The organism is Bacillus smithii (assembly GCF_001050115.1).
GTDB lineage: Bacteria > Bacillota > Bacilli > Bacillales > DSM-4216 > Bacillus_O > Bacillus_O smithii.
The window spans coordinates 1,155,347-1,173,717 of the sequence record NZ_CP012024.1 but is presented as its reverse complement, the minus strand read 5'-3'; the positions used below and the strand labels follow the sequence as shown (position 1 = coordinate 1,173,717).

Genomic DNA, 18,371 nt, shown 5'->3' with positions numbered 1-18,371 from the left:
ACAGACGGAATGAAGAATTTTCCTATAGAAAATATGGGTTCTATGTGGATAAATCCTTCACGGCAAGTCCAATTTTTTTTAATAAACGGATAGCCGTTTCTTTCTCCTCGTCGTCCAGAACGCTCATCAGTGAATGAATGTTTTCAGCATGCTTTGGAAATATCTCTTCAATAACGGCCCTTCCTTTTTCCGTAATGGCAGCATATGTCACCCTGCGATCGGTAGGGCATGCGACCCGCTCTACCAACCCCTTTTTTTCTAATTTGTCTACTACATAAGTAATACTGCCGCTCGCCAGCAAAATTTTGCTTCCAATTTGCTGCAACGGTTGCGGGCCTTTATGATGCAACAATTCCAATACGCCAAATTCCGTAGGATTTAACCCATTTTGATAAATCCATTCATTCGTTTCTTCATTGACGACTTTATATGCTCTTGACAGTACAACAAATAGTTTCAAGGACATTTGTATGTTTTTTTCTTCCATTTTCTCAATCAGTTCCTTCTATTCATAAATTCTGCATTCTTTGCGGCTCAATCACTGTCCAATAATCATGATGGCCAGCAGCTTCGTCTATTTGTACTTGTTGAATTTCGGCAAGCAATCGAGCATGTCCCCATTGCTGATATCATCTGTTTTTCTTTTATACAAAACAGATTTTCACCAATGCCACCGCACCATCACCTATTAACGTTTGAAACATTTGTCCAGACAAGACTTTTTCCTCATTGTAACATAATCTTTCCATTCTTTGGCCATGTGGTTTCGCAATATTGATCAAAATTCCTTCCTGCATATCAACATTATATTACTTAGACTTTGGGTGAATAAACAAAGTGGTCATGCCAATTTTTTATTTTTCAATCGGAAAATCACTGTAGACCGCTGAAAGCGCCATTTTTGACGTCTTCTCCTACAAATAAATCGTCCATGAATGCTCGCAAACCATTTCAGGTTCTCTTCTGCTTTTTAAAATATAAGCCGCTTTCCATTTCTTCTTTCGTCTGTCAAAAGGTCATGCAGAAATCCTGTAAAAACACAACCACTCCTTCTGTTTTATACATATCCCATCAGATTGATTTCACCTTGTCAAGTTTAAACGTTTGCTCCTATTAAAAGATGCTTATATTCAAATTACTTTTTTTCGATCATTTTAAAGGGAAAACAACATCAAACGATTGATTTTCTCTCATTTTGACTTTTTTTCCAAAGGTTTTTTTCTAGCACTTCTCATTTCAAAGTTTCTGATATAATAAAGTAGATTTCAACATCGCAGAAGAGATCATTGAATCACGAATCTGCGGGAACCATAATAGTAAGGGCGAATTTTGATGCGAATAAATAAGAAAAAACAAAAATGGATTTATTTTTGGGTTGTGGTGGTCCCAAGTATTCTAACCATCATGCTGTTCTACCGTATTTTATTAGACAATGAAAGAGACAATTATCGTCAACATATTGAATGGATCGCCTCCATTCATCAAAACCAAATCGATCAATTTATTGGGGAAACGATCACGGGATTAAACATTTTAGCTTATAGTCTGGATCCGATGCTGAATGATTTGGATTCAGTCAAAATGATCTTAAAAAAGACTCAAAATCAGGATCCGCGTTATGGAGGAATGTATATTCTAGATTTAAAAGGCAACGTGGTCACCGGAACAAACGACTTGTTAAAACACTATAACTTTAGATATATGGACTACTTTCGAGAAGTTCTTTTAACCAAACATACGGTCGTATCCGATCATCAGGAAAAGATTGATAATCAGCATGTTATTGCCGCCGCTTCTCCCATTTTGTCGAATAATAAAGTCATAGCGGTGCTGGTAGCCCATATACAAGTCGATTATATAAGAAATATCATGAAACAATTGACTCCCGATCAGGCTATATCATTTGAGAATTCAAAAGGAAAGACCATTTTTACTGTCAACAAACCACCGAAAAATAACGATACAGAAAATAAGATTCGTTATCCGCTTGAGCAATTGCCTTGGAATATTGTTCTTACGGCAGACAACCGTTATTATCGGGATGTGATTCGTTCAACCATCTTATTTGCTATCATTCCGTTTATTTTTTTTCATATTCTTTTCCTTGTCTTTAAATATTTTATGCTCAAAAGACAAACGAAACTGGAACGGGTTCAAATCGAGGCTCAAAAACTGGAATTGATAGGAACGCTTGCGGCCGGCATTGCTCATGAAATTCGAAATCCTTTAACGGGAATTAAAGGGCTTGTTCAGCTTTTAAGCGAGAAATATCAAGATCAAACGGATCGTTTTTATTTTTCGGTTATTAATAAAGAAATTGCCCGCATCAATCAAATTGTCAGCGAGTTTCTTATTTTAGGAAAGCCGACGGTTCAAAAAATGTCGTACACCGATATTCGTGACATTATTGTTGATTTGAATCCATTGATTTATTCAGAAGCAAACTTGTACAACGTTCAATATGAGTATTCACTTCCAGATGAGCCTGCGATTCTATACTGCACGGTGGATCAGATGAAGCAAGTGCTCTTAAATTTAACCAAAAATGCTCTTGAGGCGATGAAAGATGGGGGAATTCTCCAATTAACCGTCACGAAAGCAAGCCGTTCTTGTTTGATTACGATCGCCGATAACGGAGAGGGGATCTCTCAAGAAAACTTGGAAAAGATTTTTACCCCGTTTTTTACATCGAAAGAAAATGGAACAGGGCTCGGCCTGGTCGTATGTAAACGTATCATTGAATCTTTTGGCGGAGAAATTGCGATTGAAAGCAAGCTCAAAATAGGCACCCAAGTTCGGATTACTTTGCCGCTAAAAGAAGATACAAGGGATGATATAACGAAATAACAAAAAAGCCAGGAAGGGAATCTTCTCCTGCCTGGCTTAGCTATCCACAGTGTCAGACCATACTGGCCATACAAGAAGAAAATGTCGCTTCTCGAATACGGACTGCCACTTTTTTTCCGGACCGGTATCTTTTGATCGTATTGGTTTGCGTTTTGTCGTAGAAGTATTGATAACGATTCAAAAGCTGATCCAATTCTTGGCTGCATTGAATGGTTTCTTTAGCATCAAGTCCCATTAAACTGCCAAGCCGAATCATCTCTTCTCGTTTTTCCTGAATTTTTTCCATCAAATACGCCTGATCATACCAAAAACAATCACTCACTTTACTTCCCCCAGATTATTCTTTTTTTCCAACACAGCCGTATCATAAACGCTTCGAGATCCGCTAAATTCTCTCATCTCTCGCATTTCATAAGTATTTTACCGTAGGATTATCTCAAGATTTTTCGAAAATGTAAATAGGTTCGGAAAAATAAGACATAAAATGGCATTACTGATCATATTTTGACATATTTTGATTGATCCGTCTGAATCTTTCATCCCATTTTGAAGAAAAACTCTCTCATACGTTTGAAATCCCAAACATATACATCTCCATAAAACTGTCACACCATCATAAACAGACTCGTTTTCTCGAGTTCTAAAAGAATGGCTTTTTTATCAATTTGTTTTCCGGCATAACCAATCAACTGATTGTTTTTCCCGATCACTCGATGACAAGGGATAATGATCGGCATCGGATTGGCTTTATTCGCTTGTCCTACCGCTCTGACGGCATTCTTATTGCCAATCGCTGCCGCAATCTCTTGATAGCTTCTTGTTTCTCCATAAGGAATATGAAGAAGTTCGTTCCATACTTTAAGCTGAAATTCCGTTCCTTTCAGAAAAATTGGAAGCTGAAAAACCTTTCTTTTTCCGTCAAAATACTCCAAAAGCTGTCCTCTGGCCTCCAATAATAAGGCGTCTTTTTCCGCTTTCTTTATCTCTTCATTTTCCGCTTTTTCACCAAATTCCAGTCCGATGATTCGTTCTCTGCTCGATACGATCGTCAAATTTCCGATCGGACTGTTCATCGTTAAAAATAATTTCATCTTTCTCTCTTACTCCTTTTTAACAGGCAAATAAATATAAAATGTTGTTCCCTTGCCAACACTACTTTTTACTTCCACTTTTCCATTATGTTCTTTAATGATTTTGAAGCTGACCATTAAACCAAGCCCCGTCCCCCGTTCTTTTGTCGTGTAAAACGGCTCGCCTAGCTTCTTGATCTTTTCTTCCGGAATGCCCGTCCCTTCATCCGATATCATAATACAAATATACTCTTTTTCCACTTTGCTTTGAATCAAGACATTCCCGCCTTTTGGCATCACTTCAATGGCATTTTTAATAATATTGATAAATACTTGTTTTAATTGATTGGATTCCGCATAAACAACCGGCAAGTTTTGATCCATTTCCATAATAAGCTGAACATTGGTCATTAAGGCCTGTGGCGTAAGGAGGTCAACTGTATGTCTGATGACTTTTCCAATATCGACTTTTTGGAATTGAACCGCTTGAGGCTTGGCCAATATTAAAAACTCGGTAATGATCGATTCAATTCTTTCCAATTCTGTTTTAATGACTTCAAAATACATTGCATATTGACCATTTAAATTATGCTCCAACAGTTGGATAAACCCTTTCATCGCCGTCAAGGGATTCCGGATTTCATGGGCGATGCCTGCCGCCAGCTCGCCGACCACATTCAACGTATCCGATTTTCTCATCTGCTCCTGTATTTTGATTTGTTCCGTCACGTCCCGAATCACCGTTAAATTCAGATGAGTATTTAAATATAGTTTGGAAGCCAGCTCAAAATATTTCGTCTCCTCACCGCATTTTTTCGTTAAAAGCAATTTCGCCTGTCCATGTTTTTTTACCTGACAAAAGTAATTTCTCTCTTCTTCTCTACTGGCATAAGATTTCATAACGTCCCTTACGTCCTGATTCAGGAACGTTTCTTTTTCAGCTTTTAACAAGCGGCAAGCCACATGATTAATATCTTTAATCACATAATGTTCGTCCCATAAAATCATGCCGTCCATCGATTCTTCAAAAACTTTGCGAAAACGCTCTTCACTCTCTCTCAATTCTTTTTCCATCCGATAACGGTCACTGACATTTCGGAAAATACTAAGATGATATTGTCCATCGGATGGCATTTTCACTGTAAATTCCAGATGCTTCTTTTGTCCATTAGGCATTTGAAAAAGCATTTCTTCCCTGGCTTGTCCATCTCGGTTCAGCTGCTTAATCACTTTCTCGTAGTCATCTATGTTATCAATAAAATCAATAAGGTTTCTGTTGAGCAGTTCTTCTAAAGTGCATTCAAACACCTTCAGCGCTGAGCGGTTCGCTTTAATGATCGAACCATCCCGGTTCCAAAACACGATCGCATCTACAGCTTCATTAAACAATTCCTCAAACATTTTTTCGCTTTTTTTTAATCTGATTTCCATCTGCTCATGTTCGTTCATGCCTTGCATGATCGCCAAATTGATCCCTAAGTCTTTGACGGGAATCACAATATAATCAAAAATCGTCATACCGTTGGCATGGATCATCGGGATTTCTCCGACTGTTTTTCTCCCCAGCTGAATCATCTCTTGAATCTCTTCAAATTGGTTTTGATATTCTTTTGGAACAAAAGAAGCAACCGTTCTCGTTTTTGCTTCCGACATGGTAACAGACATTTCTCGGCAGAACGCAGGATTCACATCCAATATGTTGCCTTGGCAGTCAAACAGAAGAATAGCATTCGATGCGTGTCTGTAAATATTTCTCAACATCATGGAAGTCGTAACAGCAAAGCGATCTTTTTCTTTTAAGTAGGTGATGTCACGCAAATAGTATATAACCATCTGGAGATTTTCATCGCGTTGAATCGTGATTTGCACAAATTTCATCGTGCCATCTTTTAAATGAAGGACCGTTTCGTCTTCCAGTTTACCGTGTTCATGCAGCTCCTCTTTAAAATAAACCAAAATTTCCTCTGGAACAGCCGGAAAAAAATCCTTCCATTCATGCTCCATCAATTCACGTTTCGTCAAATGCACCAAATCAGCAGCCGCTTGATTGGCATATATGATTTTTGAGTCCATAGTAGTGACAATGATAGCTTCCCTTGAGCCTTCCAGTATCTTTTGATAGAATTGTAAAGTGTTCTCATCGGACAGCCGTTCTGCGACCTTTTGCCGTTTCTCCTTCTTTTCCATTCCTTCGCCTCCTAAGTTTTGAAAACACTAAACGTTCATTCCTTAATCAATCGGGTTTATATGAGTGGTTGTTAGGGTATAACTATAAATGTTTTTGGCCTTTGCGCCATGATGGATACTTCATAATGAAGGTGATCATTCGAATGTCAAAAAGAGATTTCTACTTTGACAACGCAAAATTTATACTCATCTTTTTCGTTGTTTTCGGTCATATCATACAGTCTTATATTCATGACAATTCCGTGATTACAGCCTTGTACATGACCATTTATACGTTCCATATGCCGGCGTTTACACTCGTTTCCGGCTATTTCGCTAAAGGGTTTTACAAAAAAGGATATGTAAAAAAATTGGCGAAAAAATTATTGATTCCTTATTTGATCTTCCAAATGATATATACCATTTTTTACTATTTCCTTTACCAAGAACATACTTTTCAAATCGAGCCGTTCGTTCCACAATGGTCCTTGTGGTTTTTGCTCAGTTTATTTTTCTGGAATGTGCTGCTGATTTTGTTCGTGAAAATCTTTCAATTAAAAGAAAGTCTTTCTCTTTTTATTTCTTTGATTTTGGGCCTTGTGGTTGGATGTTTTGAAGATCATTTGGATGTTCTCAGTTTTTCACGGACGTTTGTGTTCTTTCCGTTTTTCTTGCTCGGATTTTATTTAAAGAAAGAACATTTTTCGTCTATCATCACGACAAAAGCAAGGATCCTTTTTCTAATGGTTTTGTTGACCGTCCTGGTGTCGGTTTATTTTCATCCGAACTTAAATGAAAATTGGCTTTTAGGGTCCAAGTCTTATGCGCAGCTCCATTCTGATAACTTTACCGGGATGGTTTTACGAATTGGCATATACGCCATTAATATTTTAATGGTTTGCTGCTTTTTCGCTTTTGTTCCCCAACGAAAATTTTTCTTTACTCATTGGGGGAAAAATACGTTATATGTGTATCTTCTGCACGGCTTTTTTGTCAAAACTTTTCGTGAAAGCGACATGAAAAATTCGGTGGAGTCTGTCATTCTTTTGCTGATCGTATCGTTTTTGCTGACTGTCTTTTTGTCCAGCTCTTACATGACAGCCGTCGCACAACCAATTATTGAGATGAAGTGGGGAAAATTAAAAAAGATGATCCTCCATTTGAAAAAATCATCGAAATACATGGAAAGCTAGCATCGTTTTCGTACATAAAATAGTATTCGGAAAAAGATGAACATTTCCTGCTAAACAGTAAAAAAGACCATTGTTTTTTGTTTTACTAGCTGGACGATACCGAAAAACCGTCTCCCTTCCAAGCGACGAAAAATTTTCCAGATGTTGGAAGGGAGATTTATTATGGAAACTTTTCTACGTGTTGTCCTTTTTTCCCGTACTTTTATAAAATAGATTTAGTGATTTTCGCACGTTTGAACAAATGAAAAAATATTGAAATCGAATAGAAAAAGGAGTAACATCGATGCGCATAGTTGTCAGTACATTGAATGCTAAATTTATACATATGAACTTGGCGATACGCTATTTAAAAGCGTATGTTCAATCAAAATACAATGTGGAAATTGCGGAGTATACCATTAAAGATCCCGTCATGAATATTGCGACCGATTTGTTCAACCGAAAACCCGATGTATTAGGATTTAGCTGCTATATTTGGAATATCGAAGAAACGATTAAAGTAATCAAATTAGTCAAAAAAATTATGCCAAATGTAATCATTGTCCTTGGCGGTCCTGAAGTTTCTTACGATGTCCCTTATTGGCTCAAAAGAATTCCGGAAGCAGATTTTATTGTGATGGGCGAAGGGGAAAAAACGTTTGAACAGCTGCTTGATGAAATCAACGGGAATCAAGATTTCAGCACAGTTCCCGGAATCGGATTTATCAAGGAAGGTAAAGTCCAGATCAATCCCCCTGCAAACAAGCTTGATTTAAGGGAAATGCCGTCGCCGTTTCGATTCGAAGAGGATATACCGGATCTTCCCAACCGGATCGTATATATTGAAACGAGCCGTGGATGTCCTTTTCAATGCCAGTTTTGCCTTTCCTCGATTGAAGTGGGAGTTCGTTACTTTAACCGTGAAAAAATAAAAGATGATATCCGTTACCTGATGAAGAATGGAGCGAAGACCATCAAATTTGTAGACCGAACATTTAATATTAGCCGAAGCTACGCCATGGATATGTTTCAATTTTTAATTGAAGAACATCTCCCGGGCACCGTGTTTCAATTTGAAATCACCGCAGACATTATGAGGCCGGAAGTGATTGAATTTTTGAACCGTGAAGCACCCCCTGGATTATTTCGGTTTGAAATCGGCGTTCAATCGACCAATGATTTAACGAACGAACTGGTGAAAAGAAAACAAAATTTTGCAAAACTGACACGGACCGTCACGATGATAAAAGAAGGCGGGAAAATTGACCAGCATTTAGATTTAATTGCCGGCCTTCCGGAAGAAGATTACCAATCGTTCCGGAAAACGTTCAACGACGTATTTGCACTTAGACCGGAAGAACTCCAACTTGGTTTTTTAAAAATGCTCCGGGGAACCGGTTTGAGAATCAACGCCCGTAAATACGGATATATTTATATGGATCATGCTCCGTATGAAATTTTGCAAAATCATGTTCTGGATTTTGAAGATATTGTCAAAATCAAGCAAGTGGAAGATGTACTTGAAAAATATTGGAACGATCATCGAATGGATCAAACGGTAGAATTTCTCGTCTCCCACGTTTTTCCTTCTCCATTCGATTTTTTCCAATCGTTTGGAAGCTATTGGGAAGAGCGAAAATGGTCAAGAATAGGCCATCAACGAGAAGACCTTTTCTTACGGCTTAAAGAATTTCTGCAAAATGAACGAGTAGAACAATGGCCTTTGATTGAAGGATTCATGAAATACGACTTTTTGACTAACGCTCGCTACAAGCCGCGAAAACCATGGTGGAACACAGTTTTGGATAAAAAAGAACGGGCAGCGGTATATGCACGCTTATTAGAAGAACCGACATTATTAGGCAAAAACTTTGCAAGCCTCAATCTGGATGAAAAAGATTTGTACAAACACACAATTTTAGAAAAAATTCCTTTCGATATAGAGCATTATTTTCAAACAGGAAACATTGTCGATTCGCCAAGCTATCTTCTTGTCTATTATCAGCCCGCTACAGGTGAACCTGTTTCTTTTTTCTTACATGAAAAGGAATGCTGAGCGCTCAGCATTCCTTCTTTTTATTTTGCTTTTTTTTCGCTTCTTTATGGGTGATATCATATAATTTAGAGGCGTTCACATCTCCAAATTCAAGGCCATACTCTACTTGCAATGAAGGTTTCTTTTTTTTCATTATCCTCTACCCTTTCTTCCCTGTTTGGAATTGCGGTTGGCGTGTTTGATCGCTTCTTCGCCATTGGCAAACTCAACGGAAAAATCCGTTTCCTTCACATTTTCTTTCGGTGTTTTGCTGTATTTTTCCACCGCATTCTTTTCCGCTTTTCGCTTCGGCAACAAAAGTACCTCCCTTCCATTCGGTTATTTTCTATCATGACCAAAATAAACACGATTATCCTGACCTACACACGAATAAACAGATCGAACAGTTCACGAAGAAATGCTTATTCCAAATTTTTGTTTCATGATTTGCCGTCATGGGGAAAAAATAAAATTGAATGGACCATTGAACACGAATGGTCTAATATTAAAGTTTTTAAAGGAGGATGCACCAATGGCAGGCAGTCGAAATAAATTATTAATACCAGGAATTGAACAATATCTTGATTCCATCAAATATGAAATTGCCGAAGAATTCGGCGTACAGCTAGGCTCCAACACTGCTTCCCGCTCCAACGGGTCTGTCGGTGGAGAAATAACAAAACGACTTGTGAAGCATGCCCAATCCGAACTAGCTGGATCACAAAATCAAGAATCATGACGTTCAACCAATAACGAAATTTCAAGATCAAGACCTTCTCTTGAGAAGGTTTTGAAAAGTCGCTTTCAAACATTTTTCAGAACCTATAAAACCATAACAAAAGAGGCTAGACCATATCGAATATGAATAAGTCCGCCTCTTTTGTGAATGCTTGTCTTCATTCTTCTTATTGTCTACCAAAATTCTCTTTAACCATTTCTTTTTTTCGCGACACCACATAACCAATAACGGCGATGGCAATCAAAACACCCCAGAAAACGGATTTCCAGCCGATAGATTCCGGAAAATGCTCGTCTAGGATATGAATTTTAGGATGAGCAAGCGTGAAAACAATCAATTTTACACCAACCCACCCCACAATTAAAAAGGCCGCTGTTTCCAATGTTGGATATTTTTCTAGCAGCTGGACGAACCAAGAAGCGGCAAATCGTATTAACACTAACCCAATCATACCGCCAAGAAACATGACGATAAATTGTCCGCCGTCAATTCCACCTATTTGGAACGAGCCAATAGGACTTAATGTGATGGCCATCGCCACGGCTGCCAACATCGAATCGATTGCAAAGGCAATATCCGCTATTTCGACTTTTAGAACCGTCAGCCAAAAAGAGGTTCCTTCCAAGTTTTTTGGGCTTTCCGATTTTTTCTCCTCACGTTTCCATTTTTTGATTAAATGATTGATCATGATATACAGTAAATACAATCCTCCGACGGCTTGAACTTGCCAGACATTCACTAAATAAGAAATTAAAAACAAGGCGCTAAAGCGGAAAAGAAACGCTCCGGCCAAACCGTAAAACAACGCCTTCTTTTGCTCTTCTTTTGGCAAATGCTTGACCATCACGGCCATAACAACCGCATTATCAGCTGCCAAAATTCCCTCCAATACAACCAGAATCAACAAAACCCATCCATATTCCATCAGCAATGCAATATCCATTTTTCTCCTCCTCCCTTGATTTACAAAAGTTTCACAAAAAAAGACCTTTGCCCGTTATCGTACAGGCAAAGGTCTTGCGATGCATGATCCAATGTTCATGCCAACAAAGCCGATGGAAAGCTCCATGAATTGACGACTTTGTTGTAGGCTGAATCAGCCCATTGCTACTCCCCTTTGACTTAAAAGCCAAGGTATTCATATTGTTATTAACATTATATGTTTCGAAACAGAAATTGTAAACATTATTTTTTCTGAAAATGCAACAAAAAGATTCTCATCAGTATACCGGCGACCAAGCCAGGAAGCAAAAAGAGCATCGGAGTAAAAATTGGACCTAAAAATGCAGAGCCAACATAGACTTTCGGCGAGTAAATCAAGCCTAGCGTGACGGTATAAGCTGAAAAAACAAATGGAAAATACGCATATTTTTCTTTCTCATTCGAAGCCATTTTATAGGCATCCCACATCGAAAACATATACAAACACGGATAAAACATAAGCCACTGATAATCGACAATTTCAGCTGCTTTTTTCGTTTTTCCTAAAAAACTAAGTATAATGCCTTCGTTAAAATGACTAAGAAGGTTAACGTAAATTTCCAACACAACCAATAAAATCCCTTTTACCCATTCACCAGCTAAAAGCTGAGGAAAGCCGGGAAACGCGATGCTCCAAAGCACTGCCTCCAACTTTGTTAGCCTTTTCATATTTTCTTTCGCCGGTTGGCAGCCAGTTGATCTTCTTGAAGTTGAAAAATTCCGCTGCTCATAGAACCTGCCTCCTGATTTCTGCTTATCCATAGTTTATTCGTTTTAAGACAAATTAAACATCAGCCAGTGTAAGGTTCACTTTGCAAGATGGATTTTCCATTTGCTGCAAAAAGATTTTCCGCTGTCGAATCCATGACCATCCATACAAATTCGAATGATCTTTTTTCGCTCTCGCTTAAAAGGGGCCCATCCATTGACGGCCCCTTGCTTCAAAAAAGTATTTAAAGTTTATCAACAATAAAAGATTCGTCCTTTAGTCCATTGGATTATATAAATGAATATCGGGATTTTTTTCTTGAAACCAGCGAAGTGCGAAATCATTTTCGAATAAAAAGACCTTTCTGTCAAAGCGATCCTTCACCAACAAACTGCGGCTGCTGGATAAAGAATCATTCACGGCGTCTTCATTTTCAATCCAACGAGCGATTTTGGACCCCATCGGCTCCATTAATACTTCTGAGTTATATTCGTTTTTCATCCGATGTTCAAATACTTCAAATTGCAATTGTCCGACAGCCCCGAGAATATACTCCTCAGTGCGATAAGTTCTAAACAACTGAATGGCTCCTTCTTGAACTAACTGCTGTATCCCTTTATGGAAACTTTTTTGTTTCATCACATTTTTTGGAGACACTTTTACAAACAGCTCCGGTGTAAACTGCGGCAGTTTTTCAAAATGAAATAATTTTTTGCCCTCTACAATCGTGTCTCCGATTTGATAGGTCCCGGTATCATATAATCCGATAATATCGCCGCTGACTGCTTCGTCCACAGTACTGCGATCATCGGCCAAGAACTGCGTAGATTGACTAAGCTTCATGCTTTTCCCCGTTCTGGATAAGGTCACTGACATCCCTCTATTGAATTTTCCGGAACAAATTCGAACAAACGCAATTCGATCACGGTGAGCGGGGTTCATATTGGCCTGGATTTTAAAAACAAATCCTGAAAAAAGATCACTGCAAGGATCTATTTCCCCTTGATCAGATAGCCGAGGCTGAGGTTCGGGGGCAAATTGCAAATACGTCTCTAAAAAGGTTTGTACGCCGAAATTGGTCAATGCACTTCCAAAAAAGACCGGAGTCAATGTTCCTTCTCTGACACGCTCTTCTGAGAATTCATTTCCCGCTTCATCCAACAGCAAAATTTCTTCCAAAGTTTGTGTATATAAATCGGATTCTTTTATTGGATGGTCGCCGATGATTTCTCCATTTTCATCCAGAGAAAGGAACCGTTCTTCTTCCTCTACTCGAAATTGTTCAACGCGGTGATAAAAACGGTCATAAATTCCAAAGAACTCTTTACCCATGCCAATCGGCCAATTCATCGGGTAAGAGTCGATTCCCAAAACCTCTTCTAATTCAGACAACAGTTCAAGCGGTGGTTTACCCTGCCGATCAAGCTTATTAATAAAAGTGAAGATCGGAATGCCCCGCATGCGGCATACTTTGAACAATTTAATCGTTTGAGCTTCGATCCCTTTCGCCGCATCGATAATCATGACGGCGCTGTCAACGGCCATGAGTGTACGGTATGTGTCCTCGCTAAAATCTTGGTGGCCCGGTGTGTCTAAAATATTGACCCGATAGCCGTTATACTTAAATTGCATAACGGACGAAGTGACCGATATTCCTCTTTGTTTTTCTATTTCCATCCAATCGGAAGTAGCATATTTTCCGGTTTTCCTTCCTTTTACCGTTCCTGCTGCCCGAATGGCGCCCCCAAAAAGAAGCAGCTTTTCCGTAAGAGTGGTTTTTCCCGCATCCGGGTGAGAAATAATTGCAAACGTTCTTCGCGAACGGACTTCTTCCTGTAATGATGCCATATAGAATCAATTTCCTTTCCAAAATTCAACTTAAATGGCCCGAGACTGGCCTTAAGATCGTTACCTTTTCTATCATATTCTTTCAAAATCAGAATTTCAACGTGATTTCATCATAAAAAAGACTTTGAAATCAGGATCTCGGCATGTCTAACGGAAAAATGGCCTTTAATCTAATCTGCTCACTTGCTTCCTTTCCGGTCGCCAAATGTGTTCCAACAATAAAGCAAGAAGCATTCCAATCATGATACCGTTGCTGGCCACATACTGCACAATGGCCGGCAACCCTTGAAACACAGACTGAGGTAAAAACATAATGGCCGTTCCTAGCGAAAGAGACATGCCGACAATCGTCAAACGTCTTTCATCCAGAGGGGATTTCAAAATAGAATTCAATCCGATTCCCAACATTTGAGTAAATGTTACTAACATGGCCGCATATGCAATCGGACCTGGCAAAAGCGACAACGCTTGATAGACAGCCGGTAAAAATGAACTGACAATCAAAAGTACACAACCGATTATATAAGGCTTCATACGGCTTTGGCCCGTCATACGGACAAAACCCGCCGAAATGGACAATGGGACAACCCCAACAGAAGAAAATAAAGAAGACAACAGATTGTTAACCCCGCTGATGATTCCGGCTCGGTTCAGTCTTCCCCTTTCCTCTTGCCGATCAACTACTTGCTGCATGGCCGCCACACTGGCAATAATATTGCTGATTAATACAAAAGCAACTAAAACAGCAGAAACCGCCATGCCTGCGTCCAATTTTGGCCATCCCCAAGCGAAAAACTTAGGAAATGAGACAACTGAAGAGACAGCCGGAGCCTTTTGTTCAAATCCATTTAGCATTATAAAGGTTAACCAGCCGAGAAGAATCCCAATGAGGACAGCGTAACTTTTGAAAAATCCCCTTCCCCATACAGACAAAATAAATACTAATATAAAGACGATAAAAGAAACGAGCACATGGCTTGCTTTTATTTCTCCTCCGGAATCGCCAACACCGATCATACCTTTTAAAAACACACCGGAAAGTTGGAGGGATAAAAGAATTAAATAGACTCCTGTCACGAGAGGCGTAAACAACTCAACCATATAATTCATCAGCCCCATGGCTCCAATGACAAGCAATACCCCTCCCGCAACTAACATTCCGCCTTCAAGCAATTGTAAAACTTGGAATGGATGAGAATGCTCCGCGGCTGCCATTTCCCCCATCAACACGAAGATGCCAAGCCAAATTCCCGCCGGCCCATCGGCAACCGGCAATCGGTGACCAATCCAGCCGGAAAGCAGAGAAGATATGCCAACAACCAAAAAAGTCCGCTGCAAAAGTTCGGCAATCTGATCGACGGACAAGTGGTAGACTTGTCCAACGACAATAGGAAGTACAATGGAATTGGCAAGTAAAAAAATAAACCATTGCAGTGACGCAACAGCGGTTTCCACTGTCCGTTCTTTCATAAGGGGTCCCTTTCTTTCCATTGAGCGGCACCTCACATCCCTACATCTCTCTTGTCCATTGATAAATCCGCTTTGCCACTTCATCTGATTCGTTTTCTGACAATGCCTTTGACAAAGAATCACTCATTTTCCTTAAAAGCGGTTCCTTTTCCTCTTCATATGTAAAAAAGATGGACCATTCTATTTCAGGAATAGAAACGACGAAGTAATCCTCTTTTTTATTTTCGTAAATAAAGATATTCGTTTCATTTCCGTTTATTTCTGTTTTACGAATTTTCATTTTGTTTTCCCCTTCCTATAAAAATGCAGTCATTTCAATAACTTTGGATGCTGCACTATCTTCATATAAATAAGCATCGTTTTTAATTTTGAGCAGGACACGCTGTCGATAAAGGCAGTCATTACTTTTTTAGGTCACACTTCTTCAGCCATTGGCGAGTATAAATAGACATACAGCAACTTTTCCGTATTTTCGATTGCCTTTTGATGAGTTCGTTCGAATGCGTGGGAAGAATCGATTCCCGGGCCGATCAGACCGTGGACGAGATCGCGTCCCGCTCTCATAGCCGCTGAAGCATCCGAGCCGTAGAAAGGATAAATATCGATTTTATATTGAATTTGATGTTCTTTTGCCAGCTGAACTAAATGCTTTCTTAGTCCGTAATGATAAGGTCCGCTAGAATCTTTCGCACAGATTGACACAGAATACTCATCTGAAGACTGTCCGTCCCCGATTGCCCCCATATCGACCGCCAAATATTCCACTGTCTCTTCCGGAATATTGGAATTTCCACCATAACCGATTTCTTCATTATTAGAAAACAAAAAATGAGTCGTATATGGCAATATACGTTCTTCTTTTTGAATCCTCCTCAAAGTTTGAATTAAAATCGCCGCACCTGCTTTATCATCAAGATGGCGCGATTTTATAAAACCCGACGCTGTCATTTCAACCCTCGGGTCAAATGAAACAAAATCACCAACTTGAATTCCCAGCGATTGAACATCGTTTGCAGATTTTACCTCTTCATCGATGCGCACCTCGATATTTTCATCATTTCTTTTTGCCTCTCCCGCTTCTTTATAAACATGAACAGACTGTTGGTGCATCAGTATCGTTCCAGTATACACGCTGCCGGAATCGGTATGAATACAGCAATATTCGCCTTCAACGGAATTCCAGCGAAATCCGCCGATCATCGTTAATTTCAGCCGTCCGTCTTTTTTGATTTCTTTAACCATCGCTCCTAACGTATCAACATGGGCAGTTACAAACCGGTGTTTGGATGAATCTTTTCCCGGCACCGTCACCAATAAACCGCCTTTTCGGGTTTTCTTGGTTTCGAACGTTGTATCTTTCAACAAAGACTCCACATAACGAATAATGTTTTCTGTATATCCTGTCGGACTGGGAATCGATACAAGCTCTTGAATCAATTTCATCGTTTCATTGACATCTTCCATCCCACATACTCCTTTCCATCGATATCGATTATACAATATGTATTTTAATAAACCTGGAAAAGCGATAACAAGTTGTCAAACATGCAACTTTATTCCAGTATTTAAAATCACCGTGGTTGGGGAATACTTCAAATAAAGGAGGATGATGAAGATGTTATCGTTTATTCTATATTTAATTGTTGGAGGAATTATCGGCTGGTTAGCCGGTCTTATCTTAGGGAAAGACATTCCCGGGGGAATCATTGGAAATATTATCGCTGGGATTATTGGGGCTTGGCTTGGCGGTTTGATACTGGGAGATTGGGGCCCTGATATTAGCGGTATCGCGATCATTCCAGCCTTAATAGGATCCATTATTCTTGTTTTTATTGTTGGCTTGATTTTAAGAGCAGCCAGAACTTAATCAGTACTTCTAATCGCAAACCTATACCTCCACTTTGTTTATATGAACACTTTGCGGGCAGTTCAATTTCCTTTTTTCATTCTAAAAAGGAATTTTTCTGCCCTTTACATATATACCCAGTCAAAAAGCCATTTCATTTATGATCAAGGCCTCTCTAACTATCTCCATCCTTGGTGAGTTAGAGAGGCTTGTTTTCCTATTCACTGTTTATAGGCCAGCTTTCAAAACTATATGAACAAAACCGATGACTCTTGTTATTCCAGACGTAAAGGCCCTTTTTTCTCGATGAAAGCATTATACGTATTTCAAAGCATGGTCCAAATCCCGAATCAAATCGTCCGGGTTTTCAAGGCCAACGGATAAACGTAACAGCCCGTCTGTAATTCCTCTTTTTTCTCGTTCTTCTTTGGGCATTGCCGCGTGAGACATTTTAGCTGGATATGACAAAATAGATTCCACCGCTCCCAGACTCACTGCAAACACGGGGATTTCTGCGTGTTGCACAAAAGTTCGAACCGCTTCTTCGTCTTTCAACGCAAAGGACAAAACGGCTCCCGCACCTTCAGATTGGCTTTCATGGATCAAATGTCCTTCATGGAATTTCAATCCCGGATAGTAAACATGTTCGACTTTTGGATGTTGAGCCAAAAACTCAGCAATTTTCAAAGCCGAATGGGAAGATTGCGTCAACCTCACATGCAAAGTTTTTAATCCTCTCATGACTAACCAAGAATCGTGCGCCCCTAATACAGCGCCAAATGCATTTTGCAAGGCATACAGTCTGTCCGCCAATTCTTTCTCTTTTACAACAGCCAGCCCGGCTAACACATCACTATGACCGGCTAAAAATTTTGTCGCACTATGAAGAACAATATCAACCCCAAAGTCTAAAGGTCGCTGCAAGGCAGGCGTCATAAACGTATTATCAACGAAAGTAAGACATCGATTCGCTTTTGCCAATTTTACAATTTCTTTTAAATCCGTAATTTTTAATAATGGATTGGAAGGTGTTTCTACATAAATGACCTTCGTATTCTCTTTTATATTTCTCGCGACGGCATCCAAGTCCGTCATATCTACAAACGTATGTTCAATGCCGAATCTGTTTAATACAGTTGTAACCATGCGATAGGTTCCGCCATAGACATCCTCTGTCACCAATACGTGGTCGCCTTGGGACAATAACAAAAAAGCTGTTGAAATCGCCGCCATTCCCGATGAAAAAGCAAAACCTCTCGAACCGCCCTCAAGCTGGGCAATCACTGACTCAAGAGCCTCGCGTGTTGGATTTCCTGAACGACTGTAATCGTATTTTCCAAATTCATCAAAACTAGTTTGGTGAAAAGTGGAAGCTAATTGAATGGGAACACTTACTGCCCCTGTAACCGGATCGAATTTATGCGAATTATGGAGCAACTCTGTTTGAATGGAAAATTTTCGATCGATCAATTTTTTATTACTCATGCG

The 18,371-nt window shown here is 39.5% G+C and carries 18 protein-coding genes; 5 read left to right on the top strand and 13 right to left on the bottom strand.

Annotated elements, in window-relative coordinates:
• Positions 1–40 precede the first annotated feature (40 nt).
• Positions 41–487 carry a MarR family winged helix-turn-helix transcriptional regulator gene (locus BSM4216_RS05575; protein WP_048623037.1) on the bottom strand — a complete coding sequence of 149 codons (447 nt, stop codon included), beginning with the start codon at positions 485–487 and terminating at the stop codon, positions 41–43.
• Between the two features lie 845 nt (positions 488–1,332).
• Here BSM4216_RS05575 and BSM4216_RS05570 point away from each other — a divergent pair.
• A complete protein-coding gene (locus tag BSM4216_RS05570; RefSeq protein ID WP_048623036.1) occupies positions 1,333–2,847 on the top strand; it encodes an ATP-binding protein in 1,515 nt (504 codons plus the stop codon).
• Between the two features lie 52 nt (positions 2,848–2,899).
• Here BSM4216_RS05570 and BSM4216_RS05565 read toward each other — a convergent pair whose 3' ends face one another.
• The 3 genes from BSM4216_RS05565 to BSM4216_RS05555 form a co-directional block, all read right to left on the bottom strand.
• Complete coding sequence (locus BSM4216_RS05565; protein WP_048623035.1) at positions 2,900–3,169, bottom strand: aspartyl-phosphate phosphatase Spo0E family protein; 270 nt, start codon at positions 3,167–3,169, stop codon at positions 2,900–2,902.
• A 283-nt stretch (positions 3,170–3,452) separates the two neighbouring features.
• Positions 3,453–3,938 carry a methylated-DNA--[protein]-cysteine S-methyltransferase gene (locus tag BSM4216_RS05560; RefSeq protein ID WP_048623034.1) on the bottom strand — a complete coding sequence of 162 codons (486 nt, stop codon included), beginning with the start codon at positions 3,936–3,938 and terminating at the stop codon, positions 3,453–3,455.
• A 9-nt stretch (positions 3,939–3,947) separates the two neighbouring features.
• Positions 3,948–6,104, bottom strand: coding sequence for a PAS domain-containing sensor histidine kinase (locus tag BSM4216_RS05555; protein WP_048623033.1), 2,157 nt, complete (start codon positions 6,102–6,104; stop codon positions 3,948–3,950).
• Between the two features lie 143 nt (positions 6,105–6,247).
• Between BSM4216_RS05555 and BSM4216_RS05550 the strand changes: the two genes are divergently transcribed.
• Entirely contained in the window at positions 6,248–7,276 is a 1,029-nt protein-coding gene (locus BSM4216_RS05550; protein ID WP_040340829.1) for an acyltransferase family protein, read from the top strand.
• A 283-nt stretch (positions 7,277–7,559) separates the two neighbouring features.
• Complete coding sequence (locus BSM4216_RS05545) at positions 7,560–9,311, top strand: B12-binding domain-containing radical SAM protein (RefSeq protein ID WP_048623032.1); 1,752 nt, start codon at positions 7,560–7,562, stop codon at positions 9,309–9,311.
• Between the two features lie 4 nt (positions 9,312–9,315).
• On the opposite strand, the gene BSM4216_RS17225 is transcribed toward BSM4216_RS05545, so the two are convergent.
• Positions 9,316–9,444, bottom strand: coding sequence for a hypothetical protein (locus BSM4216_RS17225; RefSeq protein WP_003354993.1), 129 nt, complete (start codon positions 9,442–9,444; stop codon positions 9,316–9,318).
• Entirely contained in the window at positions 9,444–9,605 is a 162-nt protein-coding gene (locus tag BSM4216_RS16875; RefSeq protein ID WP_003354994.1) for a hypothetical protein, read from the bottom strand. Before BSM4216_RS16875 ends, BSM4216_RS17225 begins: the two co-directional genes overlap by 1 nt.
• Before the next feature lie 217 nt (positions 9,606–9,822).
• On the opposite strand from BSM4216_RS16875, the gene BSM4216_RS05540 reads away from it, so the two are divergent.
• Positions 9,823–10,029, top strand: coding sequence for an alpha/beta-type small acid-soluble spore protein (locus tag BSM4216_RS05540; protein ID WP_003354995.1), 207 nt, complete (start codon positions 9,823–9,825; stop codon positions 10,027–10,029).
• A gap of 166 nt (positions 10,030–10,195) precedes the next feature.
• Here the strand turns inward: BSM4216_RS05540 and BSM4216_RS05535 are convergent, their stop codons facing one another.
• The 6 genes from BSM4216_RS05535 to BSM4216_RS05510 form a co-directional block, all read right to left on the bottom strand.
• Complete coding sequence (locus tag BSM4216_RS05535; RefSeq protein WP_048623031.1) at positions 10,196–10,972, bottom strand: TerC family protein; 777 nt, start codon at positions 10,970–10,972, stop codon at positions 10,196–10,198.
• A 242-nt stretch (positions 10,973–11,214) separates the two neighbouring features.
• Positions 11,215–11,679: a hypothetical protein gene (locus BSM4216_RS05530; RefSeq protein WP_048623030.1), complete on the bottom strand. Its 465-nt coding sequence runs from the start codon at positions 11,677–11,679 to the stop codon at positions 11,215–11,217.
• A 316-nt stretch (positions 11,680–11,995) separates the two neighbouring features.
• On the bottom strand, positions 11,996–13,567 hold the full coding sequence (locus BSM4216_RS05525) for a peptide chain release factor 3 (protein ID WP_048623029.1): 1,572 nt from the start codon (positions 13,565–13,567) through the stop codon (positions 11,996–11,998).
• Between the two features lie 165 nt (positions 13,568–13,732).
• Positions 13,733–15,058: a purine/pyrimidine permease gene (locus BSM4216_RS05520; RefSeq protein WP_048623028.1), complete on the bottom strand. Its 1,326-nt coding sequence runs from the start codon at positions 15,056–15,058 to the stop codon at positions 13,733–13,735.
• Between the two features lie 19 nt (positions 15,059–15,077).
• Positions 15,078–15,317: a YueH family protein gene (locus tag BSM4216_RS05515; protein WP_048623027.1), complete on the bottom strand. Its 240-nt coding sequence runs from the start codon at positions 15,315–15,317 to the stop codon at positions 15,078–15,080.
• Between the two features lie 134 nt (positions 15,318–15,451).
• The gene (locus tag BSM4216_RS05510; RefSeq protein ID WP_048623026.1) at positions 15,452–16,501 is read right to left on the bottom strand and encodes a M42 family metallopeptidase; all 1,050 of its coding nucleotides are present in this window, start codon (positions 16,499–16,501) and stop codon (positions 15,452–15,454) included.
• Between the two features lie 151 nt (positions 16,502–16,652).
• On the opposite strand from BSM4216_RS05510, the gene BSM4216_RS05505 reads away from it, so the two are divergent.
• Entirely contained in the window at positions 16,653–16,904 is a 252-nt protein-coding gene (locus tag BSM4216_RS05505) for a GlsB/YeaQ/YmgE family stress response membrane protein (RefSeq protein ID WP_048623025.1), read from the top strand.
• Positions 16,905–17,198: 294 nt separating this feature from the next.
• On the opposite strand, the gene metC is transcribed toward BSM4216_RS05505, so the two are convergent.
• A complete protein-coding gene (metC, locus tag BSM4216_RS05500; RefSeq protein WP_371836632.1) occupies positions 17,199–18,368 on the bottom strand; it encodes a cystathionine beta-lyase in 1,170 nt (389 codons plus the stop codon).
• Between the last annotated feature and the right edge of the window lie 3 nt (positions 18,369–18,371).

Bases quoted from the DNA above. Each gene is read 5' to 3' on its own strand.
- BSM4216_RS05575 (WP_048623037.1), bottom strand. From the start codon at position 487: ATGGAAGAAAAAAACATACAAATGTCCTTGAAACTATTTGTTGTACTG.
- BSM4216_RS05570 (WP_048623036.1), top strand. From the start codon at position 1,333: ATGCGAATAAATAAGAAAAAACAAAAATGGATTTATTTTTGGGTTGTG.
- BSM4216_RS05560 (WP_048623034.1), bottom strand. From the start codon at position 3,938: ATGAAATTATTTTTAACGATGAACAGTCCGATCGGAAATTTGACGATC.
- BSM4216_RS05555 (WP_048623033.1), bottom strand. From the start codon at position 6,104: ATGGAAAAGAAGGAGAAACGGCAAAAGGTCGCAGAACGGCTGTCCGAT.
- BSM4216_RS05550 (WP_040340829.1), top strand. From the start codon at position 6,248: ATGTCAAAAAGAGATTTCTACTTTGACAACGCAAAATTTATACTCATC.
- BSM4216_RS05545 (WP_048623032.1), top strand. From the start codon at position 7,560: ATGCGCATAGTTGTCAGTACATTGAATGCTAAATTTATACATATGAAC.
- BSM4216_RS17225 (WP_003354993.1), bottom strand. From the start codon at position 9,444: ATGAAAAAAAAGAAACCTTCATTGCAAGTAGAGTATGGCCTTGAATTT.
- BSM4216_RS05540 (WP_003354995.1), top strand. From the start codon at position 9,823: ATGGCAGGCAGTCGAAATAAATTATTAATACCAGGAATTGAACAATAT.
- BSM4216_RS05535 (WP_048623031.1), bottom strand. From the start codon at position 10,972: ATGGATATTGCATTGCTGATGGAATATGGATGGGTTTTGTTGATTCTG.
- BSM4216_RS05530 (WP_048623030.1), bottom strand. From the start codon at position 11,679: ATGAAAAGGCTAACAAAGTTGGAGGCAGTGCTTTGGAGCATCGCGTTT.
- BSM4216_RS05525 (WP_048623029.1), bottom strand. From the start codon at position 13,567: ATGGCATCATTACAGGAAGAAGTCCGTTCGCGAAGAACGTTTGCAATT.
- BSM4216_RS05520 (WP_048623028.1), bottom strand. From the start codon at position 15,058: ATGGAAAGAAAGGGACCCCTTATGAAAGAACGGACAGTGGAAACCGCT.
- BSM4216_RS05515 (WP_048623027.1), bottom strand. From the start codon at position 15,317: ATGAAAATTCGTAAAACAGAAATAAACGGAAATGAAACGAATATCTTT.
- BSM4216_RS05510 (WP_048623026.1), bottom strand. From the start codon at position 16,501: ATGGAAGATGTCAATGAAACGATGAAATTGATTCAAGAGCTTGTATCG.
- BSM4216_RS05505 (WP_048623025.1), top strand. From the start codon at position 16,653: ATGTTATCGTTTATTCTATATTTAATTGTTGGAGGAATTATCGGCTGG.
- metC (WP_371836632.1), bottom strand. From the start codon at position 18,368: ATGAGTAATAAAAAATTGATCGATCGAAAATTTTCCATTCAAACAGAG.